This window comes from Enterobacter cloacae complex sp. P6RS (genome assembly GCF_014982245.1).
Classification (GTDB): domain Bacteria; phylum Pseudomonadota; class Gammaproteobacteria; order Enterobacterales; family Enterobacteriaceae; genus Enterobacter; species Enterobacter bugandensis.
Window position 1 is genome coordinate 77,568 of the sequence record NZ_JADCLB010000022.1, and the last position, 20,862, is coordinate 98,429.

The 20,862-nt window shown below is 57.7% G+C and carries 18 protein-coding genes; 6 read left to right on the plus strand and 12 right to left on the minus strand.

The annotated features are described in order from the left end of the window. The first annotated feature begins 197 nt into the window (after positions 1-197). The 3 genes from fdnG to fdnI are packed head-to-tail and all read left to right on the plus strand — an operon-like array spanning position 198 to position 4,790. Entirely contained in the window at positions 198-3,245 is a 3,048-nt protein-coding gene (gene fdnG / locus INF73_RS16570; protein ID WP_193542594.1) for a formate dehydrogenase-N subunit alpha, read from the plus strand. Positions 3,246-3,256: 11 nt separating this feature from the next. Next, entirely contained in the window at positions 3,257-4,141 is an 885-nt protein-coding gene (gene fdxH, locus INF73_RS16575; protein ID WP_193542596.1) for a formate dehydrogenase subunit beta, read from the plus strand. Next, positions 4,134-4,790, plus strand: a complete 657-nt coding sequence (fdnI, locus tag INF73_RS16580) for a formate dehydrogenase-N subunit gamma (RefSeq protein WP_028013252.1) — start codon at positions 4,134-4,136, stop codon at positions 4,788-4,790. Before fdxH ends, fdnI begins: the two co-directional genes overlap by 8 nt. Before the next feature lie 51 nt (positions 4,791-4,841). On the opposite strand, the gene INF73_RS16585 is transcribed toward fdnI, so the two are convergent. The 3 genes from INF73_RS16585 to ppk2 form a co-directional block, all read right to left on the minus strand. Continuing rightward, positions 4,842-5,165: a CcdB family protein gene (locus INF73_RS16585; RefSeq protein ID WP_193542598.1), complete on the minus strand. Its 324-nt coding sequence runs from the start codon at positions 5,163-5,165 to the stop codon at positions 4,842-4,844. Then, positions 5,165-5,353, minus strand: a complete 189-nt coding sequence (locus INF73_RS16590; protein ID WP_048960001.1) for a hypothetical protein — start codon at positions 5,351-5,353, stop codon at positions 5,165-5,167. Before INF73_RS16590 ends, INF73_RS16585 begins: the two co-directional genes overlap by 1 nt. 102 nt (positions 5,354-5,455) lie before the next feature. Continuing rightward, positions 5,456-6,274 carry a polyphosphate kinase 2 gene (gene ppk2, locus INF73_RS16595; protein ID WP_049138026.1) on the minus strand — a complete coding sequence of 273 codons (819 nt, stop codon included), beginning with the start codon at positions 6,272-6,274 and terminating at the stop codon, positions 5,456-5,458. 333 nt (positions 6,275-6,607) lie between these two features. On the opposite strand from ppk2, the gene INF73_RS16600 reads away from it, so the two are divergent. Together INF73_RS16600 and araJ are read left to right on the plus strand one after the other, a co-directional pair. Further along, on the plus strand, positions 6,608-7,114 hold the full coding sequence (locus tag INF73_RS16600) for a YbjP/YqhG family protein (protein WP_193542600.1): 507 nt from the start codon (positions 6,608-6,610) through the stop codon (positions 7,112-7,114). Positions 7,115-7,301: 187 nt separating this feature from the next. Beyond that, positions 7,302-8,477 carry an MFS transporter AraJ gene (gene araJ, locus INF73_RS16605; protein ID WP_193542603.1) on the plus strand — a complete coding sequence of 392 codons (1,176 nt, stop codon included), beginning with the start codon at positions 7,302-7,304 and terminating at the stop codon, positions 8,475-8,477. Between the two features lie 6 nt (positions 8,478-8,483). Here the strand turns inward: araJ and INF73_RS16610 are convergent, their stop codons facing one another. The 7 genes from INF73_RS16610 to INF73_RS16640 form a co-directional block, all read right to left on the minus strand. Continuing rightward, on the minus strand, positions 8,484-9,575 hold the full coding sequence (locus INF73_RS16610) for an alkylhydroperoxidase domain protein (RefSeq protein ID WP_193542605.1): 1,092 nt from the start codon (positions 9,573-9,575) through the stop codon (positions 8,484-8,486). 10 nt (positions 9,576-9,585) lie between these two features. After that, positions 9,586-10,575 carry a putative FMN-dependent luciferase-like monooxygenase gene (locus tag INF73_RS16615; protein WP_193542606.1) on the minus strand — a complete coding sequence of 330 codons (990 nt, stop codon included), beginning with the start codon at positions 10,573-10,575 and terminating at the stop codon, positions 9,586-9,588. Beyond that, complete coding sequence (locus INF73_RS16620) at positions 10,572-12,179, minus strand: ABC transporter ATP-binding protein (protein WP_193542608.1); 1,608 nt, start codon at positions 12,177-12,179, stop codon at positions 10,572-10,574. Before INF73_RS16620 ends, INF73_RS16615 begins: the two co-directional genes overlap by 4 nt. Beyond that, a complete protein-coding gene (locus tag INF73_RS16625; RefSeq protein ID WP_023344202.1) occupies positions 12,176-13,027 on the minus strand; it encodes an ABC transporter permease in 852 nt (283 codons plus the stop codon). Before INF73_RS16625 ends, INF73_RS16620 begins: the two co-directional genes overlap by 4 nt. Continuing rightward, the gene (locus INF73_RS16630) at positions 13,024-13,968 is read right to left on the minus strand and encodes an ABC transporter permease (protein ID WP_126325953.1); all 945 of its coding nucleotides are present in this window, start codon (positions 13,966-13,968) and stop codon (positions 13,024-13,026) included. Before INF73_RS16630 ends, INF73_RS16625 begins: the two co-directional genes overlap by 4 nt. 10 nt (positions 13,969-13,978) lie before the next feature. Continuing rightward, a complete protein-coding gene (locus INF73_RS16635) occupies positions 13,979-15,598 on the minus strand; it encodes a TIGR04028 family ABC transporter substrate-binding protein (protein ID WP_047365084.1) in 1,620 nt (539 codons plus the stop codon). Between the two features lie 140 nt (positions 15,599-15,738). Beyond that, a complete protein-coding gene (locus tag INF73_RS16640) occupies positions 15,739-16,941 on the minus strand; it encodes an NAD(P)/FAD-dependent oxidoreductase (RefSeq protein ID WP_193542610.1) in 1,203 nt (400 codons plus the stop codon). Positions 16,942-17,071: 130 nt separating this feature from the next. Between INF73_RS16640 and INF73_RS16645 the strand changes: the two genes are divergently transcribed. Next, positions 17,072-17,578, plus strand: coding sequence for an Rrf2 family transcriptional regulator (locus INF73_RS16645; protein WP_028013240.1), 507 nt, complete (start codon positions 17,072-17,074; stop codon positions 17,576-17,578). Positions 17,579-17,621: 43 nt separating this feature from the next. On the opposite strand, the gene adhP is transcribed toward INF73_RS16645, so the two are convergent. After that, the gene (gene adhP, locus INF73_RS16650) at positions 17,622-18,632 is read right to left on the minus strand and encodes an alcohol dehydrogenase AdhP (RefSeq protein ID WP_041909867.1); all 1,011 of its coding nucleotides are present in this window, start codon (positions 18,630-18,632) and stop codon (positions 17,622-17,624) included. A gap of 196 nt (positions 18,633-18,828) precedes the next feature. Continuing rightward, entirely contained in the window at positions 18,829-20,541 is a 1,713-nt protein-coding gene (locus INF73_RS16655) for an ABC-F family ATP-binding cassette domain-containing protein (protein ID WP_193542612.1), read from the minus strand. Positions 20,542-20,862: the final 321 nt, after the last annotated feature.

Below are 20,862 nucleotides of genomic sequence, written 5' to 3' on the forward strand. Positions count from 1 at the left end.
AAAGGGAAAATGTATAGCATTAATTCTGACCCTGTCGCGAATTATTCTCTTACGTGTTTAACCCTTAAGGGGTATTCAAACGCGGCGGCGGTGACTATTAAGGGGGCGACGTGAGGCGACCTTGATTTGACGCAAAAAAAACAGGGGCTTTGCTGTTAGTTTGCGGCGCGAAGTCTTATCAGATAACGAGGACAACAATGGACGTCAGCCGCAGACAATTTTTCAAAATCTGCGCGGGCGGTATGGCCGGAACCACAGCTGCAATGCTGGGATTTGCTCCCAAAATGGCGCTGGCTCAGGCACGCAACTATAAGCTGCTGCGTGCGAAAGAGATCCGTAACACCTGCACATACTGCTCCGTGGGTTGTGGGCTATTGATGTATAGCCTGGGCGATGGCGCGAAGAACGCCAGAGAAGCGATTTACCATATAGAAGGGGATCCGGATCATCCGGTGAGCCGTGGGGCGCTGTGCCCGAAAGGGGCGGGACTGCTGGACTATGTCCACAGCGAAAACCGCCTCCGCTACCCGGAATACCGCGCGCCGGGCTCCGACAAATGGCAGCGTATCTCCTGGGATGAGGCGTTCTCCCGTATTGCAAAACTGATGAAAGCCGACCGTGACGCCAACTTTATTGAAAAGAACGAGCAGGGCGTGACGGTCAACCGCTGGCTCTCAACCGGGATGCTGTGCGCATCTGCGGCAAGCAATGAAACCGGCATGCTGACGCAAAAATTTGTGCGCTCTCTCGGCATGCTGGCGGTAGACAACCAGGCGCGCGTCTGACACGGACCAACGGTAGCAAGTCTTGCTCCAACATTTGGTCGCGGTGCGATGACCAACCACTGGGTTGATATTAAAAACGCCAACGTCGTGGTGGTGATGGGCGGTAACGCCGCTGAAGCCCATCCGGTGGGATTCCGCTGGGCGATGGAAGCGAAGAACAACAACGATGCGACGCTTATCGTCGTCGATCCGCGCTTTACGCGTACGGCATCGGTGGCGGATATCTATGCGCCGATCCGCTCCGGTACGGACATTACGTTCCTCTCCGGCGTGCTGCTGTACCTGATCGAAAACAACAAAATTAACGCGGACTACGTTAAGCATTACACCAATGCGAACCTGCTGGTGCGGGATGATTTTGCCTTCGATGACGGGCTGTTCAGCGGCTATGACGCTGAAAAACGCCAGTACGACAAAACGTCCTGGAACTATCAGTTCGATGAAAACGGCTATGCGATGCGGGATGAAACGCTGACGCATCCGCGCTGCGTGTGGAACCTTCTGAAGCAGCATGTTTCCCGCTATACGCCGGACGTGGTGGAGAACATCTGCGGCACGCCGAAAGCGGACTTCCTGAAGGTGTGCGAGGTGCTGGCCTCCACCAGCGCCGCTGACAGAACCACCACGTTCCTGTATGCGCTGGGCTGGACGCAGCACACCGTGGGCGCGCAGAACATCCGTACCATGGCGATGATCCAGCTGCTGCTCGGCAACATGGGGATGGCCGGTGGCGGCGTGAACGCGCTGCGCGGCCACTCCAACATTCAGGGGCTTACCGACCTCGGTCTGCTCTCCACCAGCCTGCCGGGCTACCTGACGCTACCGTCGGAAAAGCAGGCCAGTCTGCAAGCGTATCTTGAAGCTAATACGCCAAAAGCAACGCTGCCGGACCAGGTGAACTACTGGAGCAACTATCCGAAGTTCTACGTCAGCCTGATGAAATCCTTCTACGGCGACGCGGCGCAGAAGGAGAATGACTGGGGCTTTGAGTGGCTGCCGAAGTGGGACCAGGCTTACGACGTCATTAAGTATTTCAACATGATGGATAAGGGCGACGTCACCGGTTATATCTGCCAGGGCTTTAACCCGGTGGCGTCATTCCCGGATAAAAACAAAGTCGTGCGCAGCCTGAGCAAGCTGAAGTACATGGTGGTTATCGATCCGCTGGTGACCGAGACCTCCACCTTCTGGCAGAACCACGGGGAATCCAACGATGTCGATCCGGCGTCGATTCAGACCGAAGTGTTCCGCCTGCCGTCCACCTGCTTTGCGGAAGAGGACGGCTCTATTGCCAACTCCGGCCGCTGGCTGCAATGGCACTGGAAAGGGCAGGATGCACCGGGCGAAGCGCGTAACGACGGCGAAATTCTGGCCGGCATTTATCATCGTCTGCGCGAAATGTACCGCACCGAAGGCGGCAAAGGCGCGGAGCCGCTGCTGAAGATGAGCTGGCACTACAAGCAGCCGGATCGTCCTGAGTCTGAGGAAGTCGCGAAAGAGAACAACGGCGTGGCGCTGGCGGATCTGTATGACGCGAGCGGCAACCTGGTAGCGAAAAAAGGCCAGCTGCTGAACAGCTTTGCGCTGCTGCGTGACGACGGTACCACGGCATCGTCCTGCTGGATCTACACCGGCAGCTGGACGGAGCAGGGTAACCAGATGGCCAACCGCGACAATGCCGACCCGTCAGGCCTGGGCAACACGCTGGGCTGGGCATGGGCGTGGCCGCTGAACCGTCGCGTGCTGTACAACCGCGCGTCGGCGGATATCGACGGCAAGCCGTGGGATCCGAAACGGATGCTGATCCAGTGGAACGGGGCGAAGTGGACGGGGAACGACATTCCGGACTACAACACCGCCGCGCCGGGCAGCAACACCGGGCCATTCATCATGCAGCCGGAAGGGCTGGGGCGCCTGTTCGCCCTCAACAAGCTGGCAGAAGGGCCGTTCCCGGAACACTACGAGCCGATGGAAACGCCGCTGGGGACCAACCCGCTGCACCCGAACGTGGTCTCAAGCCCGGTGGTGCGCATCTACGAAGAGGACGTGCTGCGCTTAGGCAAAAAGGACAAATTCCCGTACGTGGGGACGACCTACCGCCTGACCGAGCATTTCCATACCTGGACCAAGCACGCGCGGCTTAACGCCATCGCGCAGCCGGAACAGTTTGTGGAGATAAGCGAAACGCTGGCGAAGGCGAAAGGCATTGCCAACGGCGATCGCGTGAAGGTAAGCAGCAAGCGCGGCTTTATTCGCGCCGTGGCGGTGGTGACCCGTCGCTTGCAAAGTCTGAACGTGCACGGCCAGCAGGTGGAAACCGTCGGTATTCCGCTGCACTGGGGCTTTGAAGGGGTGGCGCAGAAAGGCTATATCGCCAACACCCTGACGCCAAACGTCGGCGATTCCAACTCGCAAACGCCGGAGTACAAAGCGTTTCTGGTCAACATCGAGAAAGCGTAAGGAGCGATTAAATGGCGATGGAAACACAAGACATTATTAAACGCTCCGCGACCAACCCGATTACCCCCGCGCCTCGCGCGCGGGACTACAAGGCAGAGGTCGCCAAGCTTATCGACGTCTCCTCCTGCGTGGGCTGTAAGGCCTGCCAGGTGGCCTGTTCGGAGTGGAACGACATCCGCGACGAGGTGGGGCACTGCGTCGGGGTTTACGATAACCCGGCGGATCTGAGCGCCAAATCCTGGACGGTGATGCGCTTTAGCGAAACCGACCAGAACGGCAGGCTGGAGTGGCTGATCCGCAAGGACGGCTGTATGCACTGTGAAGATCCGGGCTGCCTGAAGGCGTGTCCGTCTGCCGGTGCGATAATTCAGTACGCCAACGGGATCGTCGACTTCCAGCAGGATAACTGCATCGGCTGCGGCTACTGCATCGCGGGCTGTCCATTTAATATCCCACGCCTCAATAAAGAGGATAACCGGGTATACAAATGCACCCTGTGCGTGGACCGCGTCAGCGTCGGGCAGGAGCCTGCGTGCGTGAAGACCTGTCCGACCGGGGCGATCCACTTCGGCAACAAAAAAGAGATGCTCGACGTGGCGCAAGAGCGCGTGGAGAAGCTGAAAGCGCGCGGCTACGACAAGGCGGGCATTTACAACCCGCAGGGCGTAGGCGGCACGCACGTGATGTATGTGCTGCACCACAACGACCAGCCGCAGCTGTATCACAACCTGCCGAAAGATCCTGCGATCGATACCTCCATCAACCTGTGGAAAGGGGCGCTTAAACCGCTCTCTGCGGCGGGCTTTATCGCCACCTTTGCGGGGTTGATTTATCACTACATCGGTATCGGCCCGAATAAAGAGGTGGATGACGAGGAGGAGGAGCATCATGAGTAAGTCGAAAATGATAGTGCGCACCAAATTTGTCGATCGCGCCTGTCACTGGACGGTGGTCATTTGCTTCTTCCTGGTGGCGGTATCCGGCATTTCGTTCTTCTTCCCGACGCTGCAGTGGCTGACTGAAACCTTCGGTACGCCGCAGATGGGGCGCATTCTGCACCCGTTCTTCGGCGTGCTGATTTTCGTGGTGCTGATGTTTATGTTCGTGCGCTTTGTCCATCACAATATTCCGGACAAGCAGGACATCCCGTGGGTGAAAGGGATTGTCGAAGTCTTGAAGGGCAACGAGCATAAAGTCGCGAAGGTGGGGAAATACAATGCCGGACAGAAGATGATGTTCTGGACCATCATGAGCATGATTTTTGTGCTGCTGGTGACCGGCGTGATGATCTGGCGTCCGTATTTTGCACAGTACTTCCCGATCCAGGTGGTGCGTTACGCGCTGCTAATTCACGCGACGTCTGCCATCATCCTGATTCATGCCATCCTGATCCATATGTATATGGCGTTCTGGGTAAAAGGGTCGATCAAAGGGATGATTGAAGGGAAGGTGAGCCGCCGCTGGGCGCAGAAACATCACCCTCGCTGGTATCGTGATGTGGAACGGCTGGAGGCGAAACAGGAAAGTACGGAAGGGATGAAGTAAGACCTGCGCCGTCGGCTCTGCCCGGCGGCGCTGCGCTTGCGCGGGCCTACGTTATGTATTTGTCACTAACGCATCTATCGCCGCGATAACAGTACTTCTCGCGCAGCGAAGGTTGCATACACAATTTTTATTATGTAGTTTCTTTTTCTCCACGTGTGTTATGCCAGCGGTATTAAGAAAATTTCGCTGAAAATCAATATTTATTAACGGTGCCGCGGCGTTGACATGGCCACGTAAATAGTTGTGGTAACTTAATTGAATAATCAGTCTTGTTGATAAATCATCATAATAGTCATGTTGAATTATCATAAAATAAGGCTGGTAGTCCCGTGTTCTCTCTGAAGGGTTACGGTAAACGTCAAACTGAAAGCACATTAAATCCCTCCAAAGAAAGGATCGTCTGATAATAGTCCCGCTTTAGCCGTAAAATCATTCATGGCTCTTATGAACTCTTTATCTTGCTGATGCTGTCGTCTTTGCGCCGCTGGTGTCTGGGCTTTTCGGGAGGCGCCACTCGGCACGCTCTCCCTTCTGCCATAGTCTTTGCTTCGATTTGGTTTCATCACTATCTCCTTTGTTGGTGCGGTCATTATCAACCGCCGCCAACAAAAAACAATACTGTATCCCCTGGTAATCTATATTCTGCGAGCCGCCTTTCAATTATATCAGAATCGCTCCTCTACATACCGGAACGGGTATTTCGTGGGTTTAACTTTGCCGATTTTGCGCTTCGGTAAATCCACCTTGTCGAGGTGAATTTCTTTATACGGGATCTGCGAAAGCAGATGCGAAATAATATTCAGACGCACGCGTTTTTTATCTTCAGAACGCGCGACAAACCACGGTGCCCAGGCGGTGTCAGTGGCTTCAAACATGGCGTCGCGCGCGCGGGTGTACTCGTCCCAGAGGTTAAAGGATTTAATATCCATCGGCGACAGCTTCCAGATCTTACGCCCATCGTTAATGCGGTCGCGCAGGCGCCGCTCCTGCTCTTTCGGCGTCACCTCCAGCCAGTACTTCAGCAAGATAATCCCGGCATCAACCATCGCTTTTTCCATAACCGGCGCGCCGTCCAAAAATTTCTCCGCCTGTTCCTCCGTGCAGAACCCCATCACCCGCTCCACGCCCGCGCGGTTATACCAGCTGCGATCGAAGATCACGATTTCGCCCGCCGAGGGCAGGTGAGGCACATAGCGCTGGAAGTAGAGCTGGCTTTTCTCTTTATCCGTTGGGGCAGGAAGCGCAACAACCCGAAACACGCGGGGGCTGACGCGCTCGGTGATCGCTTTAATGGTGCCGCCTTTGCCGGCGCCGTCGCGTCCCTCAAAAACAATGCACACCTTCAATCCTTTGGCGACGACCCACTGCTGGAGCTTAACCAGTTCGACGTGCAGGCGGCGGAGCTCTTTTTCATACTCTTTGGTCTTAAGGGGGGCATTCGATACGACATCAACAGCGACAGGGGTTTTCTTTTTGCTTCCCATGATTGTCATCCTCAGGTTGTCCGGCGTGGAAAAAGCGAGGCCGCACTATGAAGTGTAATCCACTTGTTATTATGCGTATTGTTTTTATCACAATGCTTTTTTAAGAAGTTACTGAGGTATTTACGCAGGTGCTTAGCACCCGTTCCACTATTAGAACGCCGGGGATGTAATAAAAGCATTTTTAATACCACTGTTTGTGTGTGGTTAATGTAATAATTCATTCTTATTTACTAAAAGGAACTAAGAATGAGTTGGAATAAAGACGCTGCGGTTTCGTATCTCCGCTCACATGCTCTGGGGCGCTCTCATAATGAACGTGCTATGGATGCATAGATGAAAAGGATATTTTTATCATTCGTTATGTTGCTGATGAGCTGTAGTTCGGCTGCCAATCAAGGACGTAGCGCACAAGACGCTACTGTATCATTTTATAAATCCTATCTTTCTGCATTCGGCAGCGATGAAGCCAGGCCTTATCCTGCCGATGAACTGCGCAAATATGTTTCTGCTGATACTATTGCTCGCATCAATGCTATTCAGGAAATCTTTGAACAAGAGTTAATAGAGTCTGACTATTTTACGTATACCCAAGATTACTCTCGTGAATGGATACCTGCGTTACGAGTGGAAAACGCCAGGCCATTTTTAAACGGTGAAGTTGTCCAGGTTATTGAAGGGGCGGGTAACGGGAGAAGCATCCACCTTGAGGTATTTCTTCGTCGTGAAGATGATGCATGGAAAATCTATCGCGTTCGTGACGTAACGAACAATTACGAGCACCCAATTTTCAATGCTAGCGCTATTACACGCGCTAAAGCAGCGGCAGAAAGCACACCGTAAAAGCCAGACCTTAAATCCTTTAAAGCCCTGACGCCTGCCGGGGCTTTTTGTTTTCCATTCCCCCGTGTCGCGGTTGGAGAAAACTCCTGAATTAATGGATTAACGTGTCAGCCAGCTGATTTGAACTGGCTCACCATACAAGATTATTTAATAATGCCCTCGCGAATGATTAACCGGTGGTTGAGGCATGAAAAAGACAATATTTTCGTTGGCGCTTGGCACATTTGGCCTGGGTATGGCTGAATTTGGCATTATGGGGGTGTTAACCGAGCTGGCGCACGACACCGGCATTTCGATTCCTTCCGCCGGGAATATGATCTCGTTTTATGCCTTCGGCGTGGTGATTGGCGCGCCGATTGTGGCGCTGTTCTCCGGCAAGTTCTCGTTAAAAACGACGCTGCTGTTTCTGGTTGCCATGTGCGCAGTCGGAAATGCCCTGTTTACGTTTTCTACGTCGTATTTCTGGCTGGCGCTGGGGCGTTTGATCTCCGGTTTTCCGCACGGGGCCATTTTTGGCGTCGGGGCGATAATCCTCTCTAAAATTGCGCCACCCGGGAAGGTAACGGTCGCGGTGGCCGGGATGATCGCCGGGATGACCGTGGCCAACCTGGTGGGCGTCCCGCTCGGCACCTGGCTGGGGCACCAGTTCAGCTGGCGCTATACCTTTTTCCTGATTGCTGCGTTCGACGCGCTGGTTATCCTCTCGGTTCTGCTCTGGGTGCCGGATATCCATGACAAATCAGAAATCAAATTGTCCGAGCAGTTTCAGTTCCTGAAGAAGCCTGAGCCCTGGCTGATTTTTGCCGCCACCATGTTTGGCAATGCTGGCGTGTTCGCGTGGTTCAGCTTCGTTAAGCCGTTTATGGTCAACGTTTCTGGCTTTTCCGAAGGGATGATGACGGCCATTATGATGCTGATGGGCCTTGGCATGGTGTTGGGCAATCTGCTGAGTGGCAAGCTCTCGGGGCGCTTTAGCCCGCTGCGCATTGCGGCCATCACCGATATGGTGATTGTCGCCTCGCTGCTGCTGCTTTTCGCCCTGGGCGAACTGAAAACGGCCTCGCTGGTGATGGGCTTTATCTGCTGTGCCGGGCTGTTTGCGCTCTCTGCACCGCTGCAAATTTTGCTTCTGCAAAATGCGAAGGGCGGTGAGATGCTGGGGGCAGCCGGAGGGCAGATGGCGTTTAATCTCGGCAGCGCGATCGGGGCGTACTTTGGTGGGATGATGATTACCCTCGGCTTTAGCTGGCGCTACGTCACGCTGCCTGCGGCGCTCCTCTCGTTCTCGGCCATGAGCGCGCTGTTGATCTTCGGTTACCTGCGGGCCAGACAGGCTCAGGCTAACGCTCGCGCGCTAGCCTGATTGCATTCAGGCAAGCCAGGGCTCGCCCAGCGTCAGCATAAGGCGGTTGGCCCAGGCGAAGAACGCAGCGGACTGCACCAGGTCCAGCTGGGCTAAGGTGTCCAGCCCCTCTTTTTCCAGAGCGGCGAGGTGCAGCGGCGTGGCGGCCGGCGGGGTAACCGACAGCGCCGCCGCAAAATTAATTTCCGCCTGCCAGCGCGCAGATTGCCCCTCACTCAGGGATCGTCCCGGACGCACGGCCAGCAGGGCCTCTACCGCCGCGTCATCCTTTGACAGCTGGCTGGCTTTCCGCGCGTGGACAGAGGCGCAGTAGATGCAGCCGTTAATTTTACTGGCTACCGTTGCGGCCAGCTCGCGCTCGGCGCGCGGCAATCCCCCCGGCGTATAAAAAATTCCTTTATCCGTTAGCGTGCGCTGTTCAAGCACCGGCAGGTTGCGCCCCAGCAGGCGGAAATAGTCGGAATCGGTATGGCCAAATTTCGCCAGAACGGCAACTTCGTCATCACGGAAGTCCGCCAGCGGTTTGGCGTCGATCCACGGCTCCCAGCCCAGCTCCTGCTGGGTGAACGCGACGGGAGCCGTCTTCCCGGAGACTGTGGTTGCGGTTGTATGCCAGATGCCTGCCGCCACCGGCGCATCGCTTGCCACCACCGGCTTGTCATTTAGCAGCCGCAGCCCGGCGACGAGTCGGCTCTGAAAGCTGACAAACGCAACAAGCTGCGCCAGGGTAACAATGCCTTCCTTGCTCCAGCCCGCGCGGGTCAGCGCCGTCAACGCGGACGGCGTGGCTTCGACGGGAGAGAACGTCAGCAGACGCGCGAAATTCAGCGCCGGGGTCAGACGGTCTGAGGTCGGGTCGGCCAGGCCAAACCCCGCATAGTGCGCGGCCAGCGCCTCCGCGTTATGCCACCTGGCGACTTTTGCCGCGACGGCGAAGCGCTCGTCCAGCGCAAAATCGCTATCCTGCTGGGTAAATAAGATTTCGTAGCTGCCCTGTGCGTGGCGCGTGGCGGCGTCCCGCGTGGCGCGCGCCTCCGCCAGAGGGGAACCGGGTTTAATTTCCGCCAGCTCGGCGAGAATGTCGTGACTTAATGCCATAGGTATCTCCTCAACGTAAATAGGGGGCAATATGTTCGGCGATCAGTTCGATGGAGCGCAGCGTGTCGCGATGGGTGGGCTCAACCGAATGGACCTGAAATGATATATCCGTGGCGCGCCGGAGAACGGAGTCCGCATGCAGTGAACGCAGCACCGTATCTGGCGAACCGATATGGGCGTCGAACTGGTGACGAAAATCTGTGACGGTGTCACCTTTAACCACGTGTCCGGCAGCGCGATGCTGCTGGGCCTGCCTGGTGAGACCCGGCGTGGCGACCTTCAGCGCGTAGTCATCGCTGTCGGCAACGAACGCCGTGCGGGAGGCCAGAATACGCGGCGCAATGCCCGCAGGCAGCGCATCAAGGTAGGCATCCACAATTGGATTCTGGATCGCGTCGAGCGTCAAATCCAACTGGTCTGCCGGGCGCGGCTGCGTGCGGGAGAGCATCAAACCGTGTCCGGCCCGCGCGGCGCGAACGGCACCGTCGACGGAAAAGGTGGCAATCCAGATCCGTTCAGCCAGCTGTGGCGCTGGCGGATAAAGGTGGTTATCCGGATGGGTGAGCGAATCCCCGCGCCAGGCGCTCTGGATCACATGCAAATGGTCAGCAAAGGCCGCGCCGCGCTGTTCAAACGTCAGTCCGAACGGCAGGAAAGAGGTCGGCGTACCGCCCGAACCAAAACCGACTTCGAGACGCCCATCGGCGAGTAGATCCAGCACGGCGGCATCTTCCGCCACGCGCAGCGGGTTTTCCATCGGCAGGGTAATGATGGCCGTGCCCAGGCGGATGGTTTCGGTATGCGCCGCAACGTGGGCCAGAAACAGCAGCGGCGACGGCAGGCCGCCTTCACTTTCGTGGAAGTGGTGCTGCGCGATCCAGGCGCTGTCAAAACCGTGGCGTTCGGCGTGGCGGATCTGTTCGGTTGCCAGACGATAGCGCTCCTTCGGCGTGGCGTCGTCAAGCAGGCGGGTGAAAAATCCCAGGCGTTTTCGCGTCATGCGAACTCCTCCGTAGCGGGTGAAAAATGGGGAATGGCGGCAATCAGCTCGCGGGTATAGTCGTTCTGCGGCGACGTGAATAAGGTCTCGACGTCACCGTGTTCGACCACCTGACCGCTGCGCAGCACCGTGACGCTGTGGGCGATCCGGCGGACGGTAGAGAGATCGTGCGTGATAAAGAGGTAGGTCAATCCCAGCTGCTGCTGCAGCTGCTGAAGCAGTGCCAGAATCTGCGCCTGTACGGTGACGTCCAGCGCGGAGGTGGCTTCGTCCAGCACCAGAATAGTCGGCTCCAGAATCAGCGCCCGGGCGATGGCTACGCGCTGGCGCTGCCCGCCTGAAAGTTCCCGGGCGGTGCGGCTCAGCAGTTCGACGGGCAGGGCAACCCGCTGCGCCACGGTCTCCACCCGGACCTTTCGCTCCGCTTTGCTCAGGCGAGAAAAATTCTTCAGGGGCTCTTCGACGATCTCGAACAGAGTTTGACGCGGGTCGAGAGAGGCAAACGGGTTCTGGTAGACAAACTGGATCTTCTGGCGCAGCTGGCGTCGGGCCTCGCGGCTGAGGTCGGTGGCATCAATATCATCAATAATGACCTGTCCGCTGTCCGCCTGTTCAAAACCCAGCAAAATACGGGCGAGGGTGGTTTTCCCGGAGCCGGATTCACCGACCAGCGCATGCGTGCTGCCGCGCCTGACGTCAAACGTCACCCGATCCAGCGCCTGAAGGTGATGACCTTTGCCCAGCGAGAACCGTTTGCTGATGGCGCGGGCGCGAATGGCCGGTGACGCCAGCGGAAGGCCAGCTACCGGGGCGATGGTCAGGCGCTGGCCCTGGAGATCGCTCAACAGCTGGCGGGTGTAGGCGTGCTGCGGGTTGCGGATAATGTCGGCGGTGTCGCCGTGCTCCTGAACCTCGCCGTTGCGAAATACCAGCAGCCTGTCCGCGCGCTGGGCAGCCAGCGCCAGATCGTGGGTGACAAACAGAACGGCGGTACCCGATTCCCGACGCAGGATATCCAGCAGATCGAGAATGCGTTTTTGCACCGTCACGTCCAGCGCGCTGGTGGGCTCATCGGCAACGATCACGTCCGGGCGCAGGGCGATGGCGATGGCAATCAGCACGCGCTGTTTCATCCCGCCGGAGAGCTGATGCGGATACTGCTTCATGCGCTGTTCGGGATGGCTCAGGCCGACCTTTGTCAGCAGGGCGAGCACCTGCTCGTCGCGCCGGGCGTGGGTCACTTTCTGGTGGAGCTGAATAATTTCCCCGACCTGCGCACCGATGGTTTTCACCGGGTTGAGTGAATTACCCGGATCCTGCGGAACCAGGCTGATTCGCGCGCCGCGCAGGGTATCGAGACGCTTCGCTGACCACCGGCTAATCTCCTCGCCGTTGAGCACGATTTTCCCGGCATCGCGTCGGGCGTTATCCGCCAGCAGACCAATGATCGCCTGTGCCGTGGTTGTTTTGCCTGAGCCAGATTCACCGACAAAGGCCAGCATTTCCCCCCGACGGAGGGTGAAGCTGACGTTATGCACCACCTCGCGCCACTGGCGCGCGGTACGGTAGCTGATGGTCAGGTTTTCTACCGAGAGTACGGTCATTTCAGGCCTCCGCTGAACTGCTGGCTGATACGGTTGGTGGCAAGCACGACGGCGATGACGACCACGCCGGGGAAGGTAGTTAACCACCAGGCGGTAGAGAGATAGTTACGGCCTTCGGCAATCAATAAGCCCCATTCCGGAACAGGCGGCGGGGTGCCGTAGCCGAGAAAGCTCAGCGTGGAGAGGGCCAGAATGGCCTGACCAAACTGCAGCGTGGCAAAGGCGAGGACGGCGGTTAAGGCGTTGGGCAGGATGTGTCGCCACAGGACCGCAAGGAACGTCCCGCCGCTGCCAAACGCCGCCTCGACATAATCCGTATGGCGGATGCGCACCACTTCACCGCGCGCGAGGCGGGCGAAGCTGGCGATGGAGGCCACGCCGACGGCAATGGCGGCGTTAACGGTGCCAAACCCGAGCAGAATAATGACCGTCAGCGAGAGCAGCAGAGACGGAATGGACAACAGCACATCGACAAAACGCATCAGGAAAGACTCGACGCGTCCGGCGAACGCGCCGGCGATCACCCCCAGACCGGTGCCCACCACCAGCCCCATCGTGACGGCAGCGAGCGCCGCGCTCAGGGAGTGGGACGCACCATACACAATGCGGGTGTAAACATCGCGGCCAAGCTGATCGGTGCCGAGCCAGTGGCCCGCCTGCGGTGCCAGACGTTGTGCTCCGGCGATGCCCTCAATCGGGCTGTAGTGGGTTAACAGGCCGGGGGCTACGGCAGCAAAAACCGCGAGAATAATCACCGCCCACGCCAGCCACAGTCCCGGCTGCCACGCGACGCCCTGCCAGCCGGGAACGCGTTTTCGCGCGGCGGCAGCGTAATCGACCAGGCTCATGATGCACCTCCGGTAACGGTTTGCAAACGGGGATCCAGTAGCGGCATCAGCAGGTCCACCAGCAGATTGATCAGGACAAAGCCGAGAGCGGAAATCATGACCACCGCCTGAAGCACGGCGATGTCCTGGTTGTTCACCGCCTGCTGGGTCAGCTGCCCGAGCCCGCTGCGGCCAAATACGGTTTCGGTGATCAGCGCTCCGGCAATCAGTTCGCCCAGCAGCAGCCCGGCAATATTGAGTACCGGCAGCAGCGCGTTGCCGGTGACGTGGCGCCACAGGACGGCGGTTTCACTCAGCCCTTTGGCGCGGGCAACGGCGACAAACGGCTGCATCGCCACCTGGTCCAGGCTGCGCATCAGAATTTGTGCCAGCGGGGCGGAGATCGGGATCGCGACGGTCACGATCGGCAGGATCAACCCCTGCAGCGGCGTCGGGTTAATCACCGGGATCAGCCGCAGCTGGAAAGAAAAGAGCTGGATAAGGGCAATCCCCAGCCAGAACGTGGGTAAGGAGATAAACAGGACCGGCAGAGACTGGAGGGTATTACTCAGCCAGCGCAGACCCGGCAGACGTGACGCAAAGGCCAGCGCAAACGCCAGCAGGACCGCGAGTACAAACGCGGGCAGGGCGAGGCTCAGCGTATCCGGCAGATTGCTGGCAATCAGCTCGCTGACCGGCACCCCGGCCTGTAACGAGTAGCCGAAATCCCCGCGCAGCATCGCCAGCAGCGTGTGGCCGTATTGCTGCCAAAGCGGGCTGTCCGCGCCGTAGGCCACGCGCATCTCCTCGATTTGCGCCGGGCTTAGGCCCAGGTCCGGGTTCTGAAATTTAATCAGCACCGCGTCGCCAGGCAGCACCTGGAGCAACACGAACGAGAGGGTAAAGGCGGCCCACAGCACCAGCAGCCCGTGCCCAAGACGTTGAAGAAGTGCGTGGCGCATCGTCAGCTCCTCAGTGTTTCTCAATCCACGCGCCGTAGAACGACGGGCGGCCGACCGCTTCAAAATTGACGCCTTTTAGCCACGGCGCACCGGCAAAGACCTGTGGCTCCTCGAAAATCGGAATGACGTAGGCGTTATCCAGCAGGTAGCGCTGGGCATCGCCGGTCAGCTGCAGGCGTTTTTGCGGATCGACCTCTGAGGAGATATTTACCAGCAGCGCATTCAGCTTGTCGTCGCGGAAGCTTTTGACCTTGTCGCTGGAGCCGCCTTTTTGCAGCAGCGCGTCGCGGTTAGCCGGGTAGAACATGCTTTTCACCACGTCCGGATCGGCGCGGCCCACTTCGGAGACGGTTAACGGGGTTTTCTGTGGATCAAGGTTATCCAGCGTGCGGCTGCCAGCGTCCCCGGCTTTTACGTTCAGCACTACGCCCACCTGACGCCACTGCTGGGCAACCAGCTGCAGCACCTCTTTGTTTTGCGGTTGCGGCAGGGATTCATATACCGTCAGCGCCAGCCGCTGGCCGTCTTTGGCGCGGATCCCGTCGCTGCCCGCTTTCCAGCCCGCCTCGTCCAGCAGCTGGTTGGCTTTTGCCGGGTCAAAGGTCAATTTGTCGCTGAGATCGACAAAGCCCGCGGCGGAATCGGCAATCACCGACTTCGCCTGCGGATAGTTGGCCGAGAAGAGCGTCTCGACCACCTGCTTTGCATTCGTGGCATGCAGCAGCGCCTGGCGCACGCGAATATCGGAGACCAGCGGGTTATCCGGGCGGAAGCTGATGCTGTCGTTCACCCCGCGCGTTGGGGCGGCGTAGATTTTATAGCCCTGGTCTGTCGCCTGCTTTTCGTCATACGCCTGCACCTGGCGAATAAAGTCGGCCTGGCCGGCCAGCAGGGCGCCGACGCGCACGCTGTCCTCCTGAGTCACGATAAACTTGATGCCGTCCAGATTGGCTGGACCCTGTTGCGCCAGATTTTTGGGCCCCCACTGGTAGTCCTTACGGGCTTCGAGCGTCACTTCGCGACCGAGCTTCTCGTCCTTCACCACAAACGGGCCGGAGCCGATGATATGCCGGGCGTCTCCCAGCTCTTCAAAGTTGCGCTTCAGCGTGCTGAGCGAGACCAGGCCCGAGCCAATCGTGGCGGTGCCCTGCAGGAACCCCGGCGACGGTTTTTTGAAGTAAAACTTCACGGTCAGCGGGTCGACCACTTCGCTGCGATCGTAGTTATTGATCACTTCTGACACCGGCAGGCGCTGCGCCTTATTGCCCAAACCGTAGGTATCAAAGTTTTTTGCTACGGCGTTGGCGTCGAGCGGCGTGCCGTCGGAGAAGGTAATACCGGGACGCAGTTTAAAGGTGTATTCAGTTTTATCGGCGTTGGTGGTCCAGCTTTCGGCCACCCACGGTTCGACCTGCAGCGTCTTTGGATTTTGCCACGTCAGTTTGTCGGTGATCTGGTTCAGAATGCCGCCGTTCGGGTAGAAGCCGCCGGCAGGCGGATAGAGGTTGGTGTGCGCCTGTTGCTCCAGATAAATCAGCGTGCCGCCTTTGACCGGCGCATCGGCGGACCAGGCTGCGGTTGTCGTCAGAATCAGCGCCGTCAGCAGCGGCAGACGAAATGGGGTTTGCATGGTGAATTCCTTTGTTATCTTCTTGTTAGCGTCGGATTCATCATCGGGCGAGGGGGGAAGCAAGGGAACGAAGGAATTGAGATAAGGATTGCCGGAAACTGAAAATAAAAACGCCCCGTTAGCGGGGCGATGGCGGGGGCCTAAACGAATTTCGCCAGCGGGTCGGCGGCGGCAAAGGCGACTGCTTTATCCGCTGCTGGAGGGTAGATCAGCTCGTTAGTGATGGCGATCTTGATCTTCTTCGCCTCGTCGCGGACGGATTTGACGGCCTGATCCCAGCCCTCGGTATAAACCGCGCCCCACGCGCCTAAATCCAGGCAGGTAACATAGTTCACCTGACGATAAGGGTAAGGAGCAACGTTCAGCAGGCTGGCGGCAGCGTTGTGACCGGCAAATTTCCCTAGCTGGATCGCGTGCTGGCAGGTCATCAGCGCCGTGTTGCCCGCATCGTCTGTTTTGGCGTGAGCCATATCGCCGGTGGCATAGACGTCAGGAAGTGCGGGGACCTGCAACGTCTCTGTCACAACCAGGCGGCCCTGGCTATCGCGTTCACCGTCTATCTGCAGGCTGAGAGGATTTGCCTCGACGCCTGCGGTCCAGACGACGGTCGCAGCAGCAATACGTTCACCGTTTTTCAGCGTTACGCCGTGAGCATCAATGGCTTCAACTTCACTCTTCAGCCGCCATTCAACGCCCAGCGCCTCACTCGCCTCTGCAATTGTTTTACGCAATGCGTCGCTATAATGGCCGCCAATGACTGGTCCTCTCTCAACTACGACTATTTTAATCTCCGTATTGTCGCCAAAACGGGCACGCAGTCGGGCAGGTAGCTCCGTTGCCAGCTCGATGCCGGTAAAGCCGCCTCCGCAGACTACCACGGTGTTGCGCTCGGGCGTGGAGGGACGTAACGCCAGTGAATCAAGGTGACGCTCAAATACCTGTGCGGATTCCAGCTGGTCGATGTCAAAGGCGTAGTCAGCCAGGCCGGCAATCGGTGGGCGTTTGGTCTGGCTGCCCGTAGCGAGGATCAGCCTATCGTAGGAAGCCGTAGCATGCGCGCCATTGGACATCCGGTATAAAACGGTTTTCGCCGTGGTATCAATTTGTTCCGCGTGTCCGGCGATGAATGTGATATCAAGCTCGGCAAACAGGTCAGTCAACGGGGCGACCAGCGTTGAAACCTTCTCCTCATAGAAGCGTGGCCGAACGCGGAGTTCAGGCAAGGGGGCCAGAACCGCAATTTCCAGACTGTTATTACCCTGCTGCTCAGAGAGACGTGCCGCGCTCACGGCTGCCCACATACCCGCAAAACCACTGCCTACGATTAAAATCTGCTTTTTCATATTCGATCCTTTCTCCCGCCAGGCTTCATGCCTGACATAACTGCCACTATACTTGTCGGAGTTAACTCCGACAACTTCTTTCTGAGTTAAAAATCGTTATAATGCTCCGAACACTAATTCGGAGTTAACCATGGCGTTTTACAGTTCCGGTGTGGAATACGGCATTCACAGCCTGATGTGTATGGTGGATGCGAAGGGCAACGAGCGTGAGATGAGCGTCCGGGAGATGGCTGCCTTGCAGGGCGTGCCGTATGACTACCTCGGCAAAATCTTCACACGCCTGTCACGTGCCGGGCTGGTCATCAGTACGGAAGGCAAGGGCGGGGGCTTTAAGCTGGCGCGTCCGGCGGAGCTGATCAGCGTGTTGGATGTGGCGCATGCCATTGACGGCGAGAAAAACATGTTCGAATGTCGTGAAGTGCGCCAGCGGCTGGCCGTGTTTGATGAAGCACCGCCTGCCTGGGTCTGCGACGGCCCGTGCGGAGTACGTTCAGTCATGGATAGCGCGCAGCAGCGGATGGAAGAGGAGCTCGCGCGTCATACTATTCTCGACCTGGCGCGTAAAATGTACCGAAAAGCGCCGGACACCTTCCAGATTGAGGTTCAGGAGTGGATTTCAGTTCGTCGTTCGTCGTAGCAATGAGCCGGGTAAGGCGTAGCCACTACCCGGCAAAAGGTGTTTACGAGCGTAAGTCGATCACCATACGGCCACGGATCTGGCCCTGTTCCATCTCTTTAAAAATGGCGTTGATGTCCTCGATAGGACGCATCGTCACTTTCGGCACCACTTTGCCCTCGGCCGCAAACTGGAAGGCTTCCTGCAGATCCTGACGGGTGCCAACCAGCGAACCCACCACCTGTATACCGTCCAGCACCAGACGCGGAATGTCCAGGCTCATTGCTTCCGGCGGCAGGCCAACGGCGACCACGCGGCCACCGGCACGCACGGCATCTACCGCCGAGTTGAAGGCCGCTTTTGCGACGGCGGTGACGACTGCGGCATGCGCGCCGCCGGTTTTTTCCTGCACAATCTTAGCGGCATCTTCGCTGCGGGAGTTGATGGTTAAATCTGCACCCATGCTCGCGGCCAGCTTCAGCTGTTCATCGTTAACGTCCAGAGCGATGACTTTGGCATTAAACACGTTTTTGGCGTACTGCAGCGCGAGGTTGCCCAGCCCGCCCAGACCGTAAATCGCGATCCACTGGCCCGGTTTTATGCCGGAGATTTTCACCGCTTTGTAGGTGGTGACGCCGGCGCAGGTAATGCTGCTGGCCGCCGCCGAATCCAGACCATCCGGCACTTTTACCGCGTAATCCGCGGTGACGATGCACTCTTCCGCCATGCCGCCGTCAACGGAGTAACCGGCGTTTTTCACGTCACGGCACAGGGTTTCGTTACCGGTATTACAGTATTCGCAGTGACCGCATCCTTCAAAGAACCAGGCCACGCTTGCACGGTCGCCGACTTTCAGCGACGTCACGCCAGGGCCGACTTCTTTCACGATACCAATACCTTCATGGCCCAGGATTACCCCGGTTTTATCGCCAAAATCACCGTTCTTCACGTGGAGGTCGGTATGGCATACACCACAGCACTCCATTTTCAGCAGGGCTTCTCCGTGCTTAAGCGGGCGTAAGGTTTTTTCAGTGACATTGACCTGATGATCCTGAGTAACAACAGCAGCCTTCATGTGTATCTCCTTGTTCATGATAAGAATCTGCATAGCAGGTGTAGTACCCCTTAAGGATTAATACATTAGCCTGGTAATGCAAGGCTGCGGCAACATAATGTCATCATTTGATTCGATTTCAGATTAAGAATACGGCGATCCTCTAATAATTAAGGGGGAAAATGCTGGCCCGGCGAGGTGCTCGCCGGGCGCAGATTTACAGCTGGGCTTCAATCTCCTCAATTTCTCTACGCCATTGCGCCTGCAGCTGCGGCTTCTGATGTTTCGGCTTACGCGCCAGATCGTCTTCCAGCAGCGTTTCCAGCGCGATCAGCCGCTCCAGCAGATCGTCATACCGCGAGGGTTGAACCTCCTCAGCGGTGACGACGGGCGCGGCGGATGTCCCGAGCCCCGCGCTTTCACGCAGCCGCTCAAACACGGCTTCAGCATCGTGCCACTCGCTCAGCCAGCCGTCCTCAATCAGCCAGAAGCGGTTACAGCTTTGGCTAATTAACTGGCGATCGTGGCTGACCAGCAGCACGCCGCCTTCGAACTGTTGCAGCGTTTCCGCCAGTGCCTCTTTGCCTTCCATGTCGAGATGGTTGGTGGGCTCATCCAGCATCAGCAGGCTGTAGCGGGCAAGCGTCAGCCCGACGAACAGCAGGCGAGAGCGCTCGCCGCCGCTGAGCGTGCTGACTTTTTGCCCGTGTCTCGCCCACGGGAACCCGGCGCTGATGAGCGCCATCTTCCTGTTTTGCGGGTCGGGAGCGAAAGGTTCCAGCGCGTCGAGCAGCGTGGCGTCATCCGGCAGCTGATGCAGCGTCTGGTCGTAGTAGCCAGGCGAGACGCGCGGATGGATTTTCAGCCCGCAGTCCGTCGGTTCATCCACAAAATGTCGCCAGATAAGCTTCATCAGCGACGATTTACCGCAGCCGTTACGACCGACAATTGCCACGCGATCGCCGCTTTTCAGCCGCGCCGTTTCGATGTTAAACAGTGGCGGTAGCCCGGGCGCAGGCGGGACGCTGAGGTTTTCCATCTCCAGCAGACGGTCCGCCCGCAGCGCGTCGCCGCGCAGGGTTAGCGTCCATGGACTGCCCGCCGTGAGCGCGGTCTGGCTTTCTTTGAGTCGTTCGACCTGTTTTTCCATCTGCTTGGCTTTGCGGGCCAGGTCTTCGTTGTCGTAAACCTTACCCCAGGTCGCCAGACGTTTGGCGCTGGCGGTCACGCGGTCGATCTCCTTTTGCTCCGCCTTGTGGCGCTGCGCATCGCTTTCGTCTTTTGCTGCAAGCGCTTTACGGGCGGCCGTACAGGGAAGGGCAAAGTAGTGCAGCGTCTTATCACGCAGGATCCAGCTGCCGTTTGTGACGGCATCCAGCAGCTGTCTGTCGTGCGAAACCAGCACGAAGCTGCCTGACCAGTTCTGTAAAAAGTGTTCCAGCCAGAGCATGGTCGGCAGATCCAGGTGGTTGCTGGGTTCATCCAGCAGCAGCAGATCCGGCTCGTGAATCAACGCCCGCGCCAGCAGCAGGCGGGTGTGCTGTCCGCCGCTCAGGGTGGCGGATTGCAGCATCATATCCTGCGGCGTGAAGCCCATGCTCGCCAGCAGCGTTTCGGCTTTCCAGCGCAGACTTTCGTGCTCAGCTAAAGGCAGTTGCGCGAGTACGGCATCCAGCATGGTCAGCGGGAAAATGGCGTCCGGGAGATGTTGCTCCACGCGCGCCATCAGGCAGTGCCCGGCCAGCGCTACCGTTCCGGCGGCTGGGATATCTGTTCCGTCCAGCACCTTTAAAAGCGTACTTTTGCCGCAGCCGTTGTCGCCCAGCAGGCCGATGCGGTCGCCTTTTTTCAGCGTAAAGGAGAGTGAGTCGAAGAGCGTGCCAAACGCCGTATCAACGCGTAAAGATTGTGCAGTGAGTAAAGTGCTCATTGTTGCTTACCCAAGAGTTACAGGCATGTTTATGCCTCGTCAAACATCGCTGACGATAACTCAGTAAGCCCGAGAGAAGGGATTTCAGGGGTTGGTGTCTTCGCTCAAGCAGAAGTTATCGCAGCACGATACCGATAACGCTTGAGCTGGTGCGATCACCAAATGTATGTGAAACATTGAAAATTTCACGATACAGCATAATTGGCCTCCTTATATGTTATGAGTTTGTAGGTGACTATCACTATACAACGTTTTCCTGCATATACCAAACAGAGGGGCAGCAGTGCTGCCCAGAATTATTTTTCCCGTATAAGAACATAC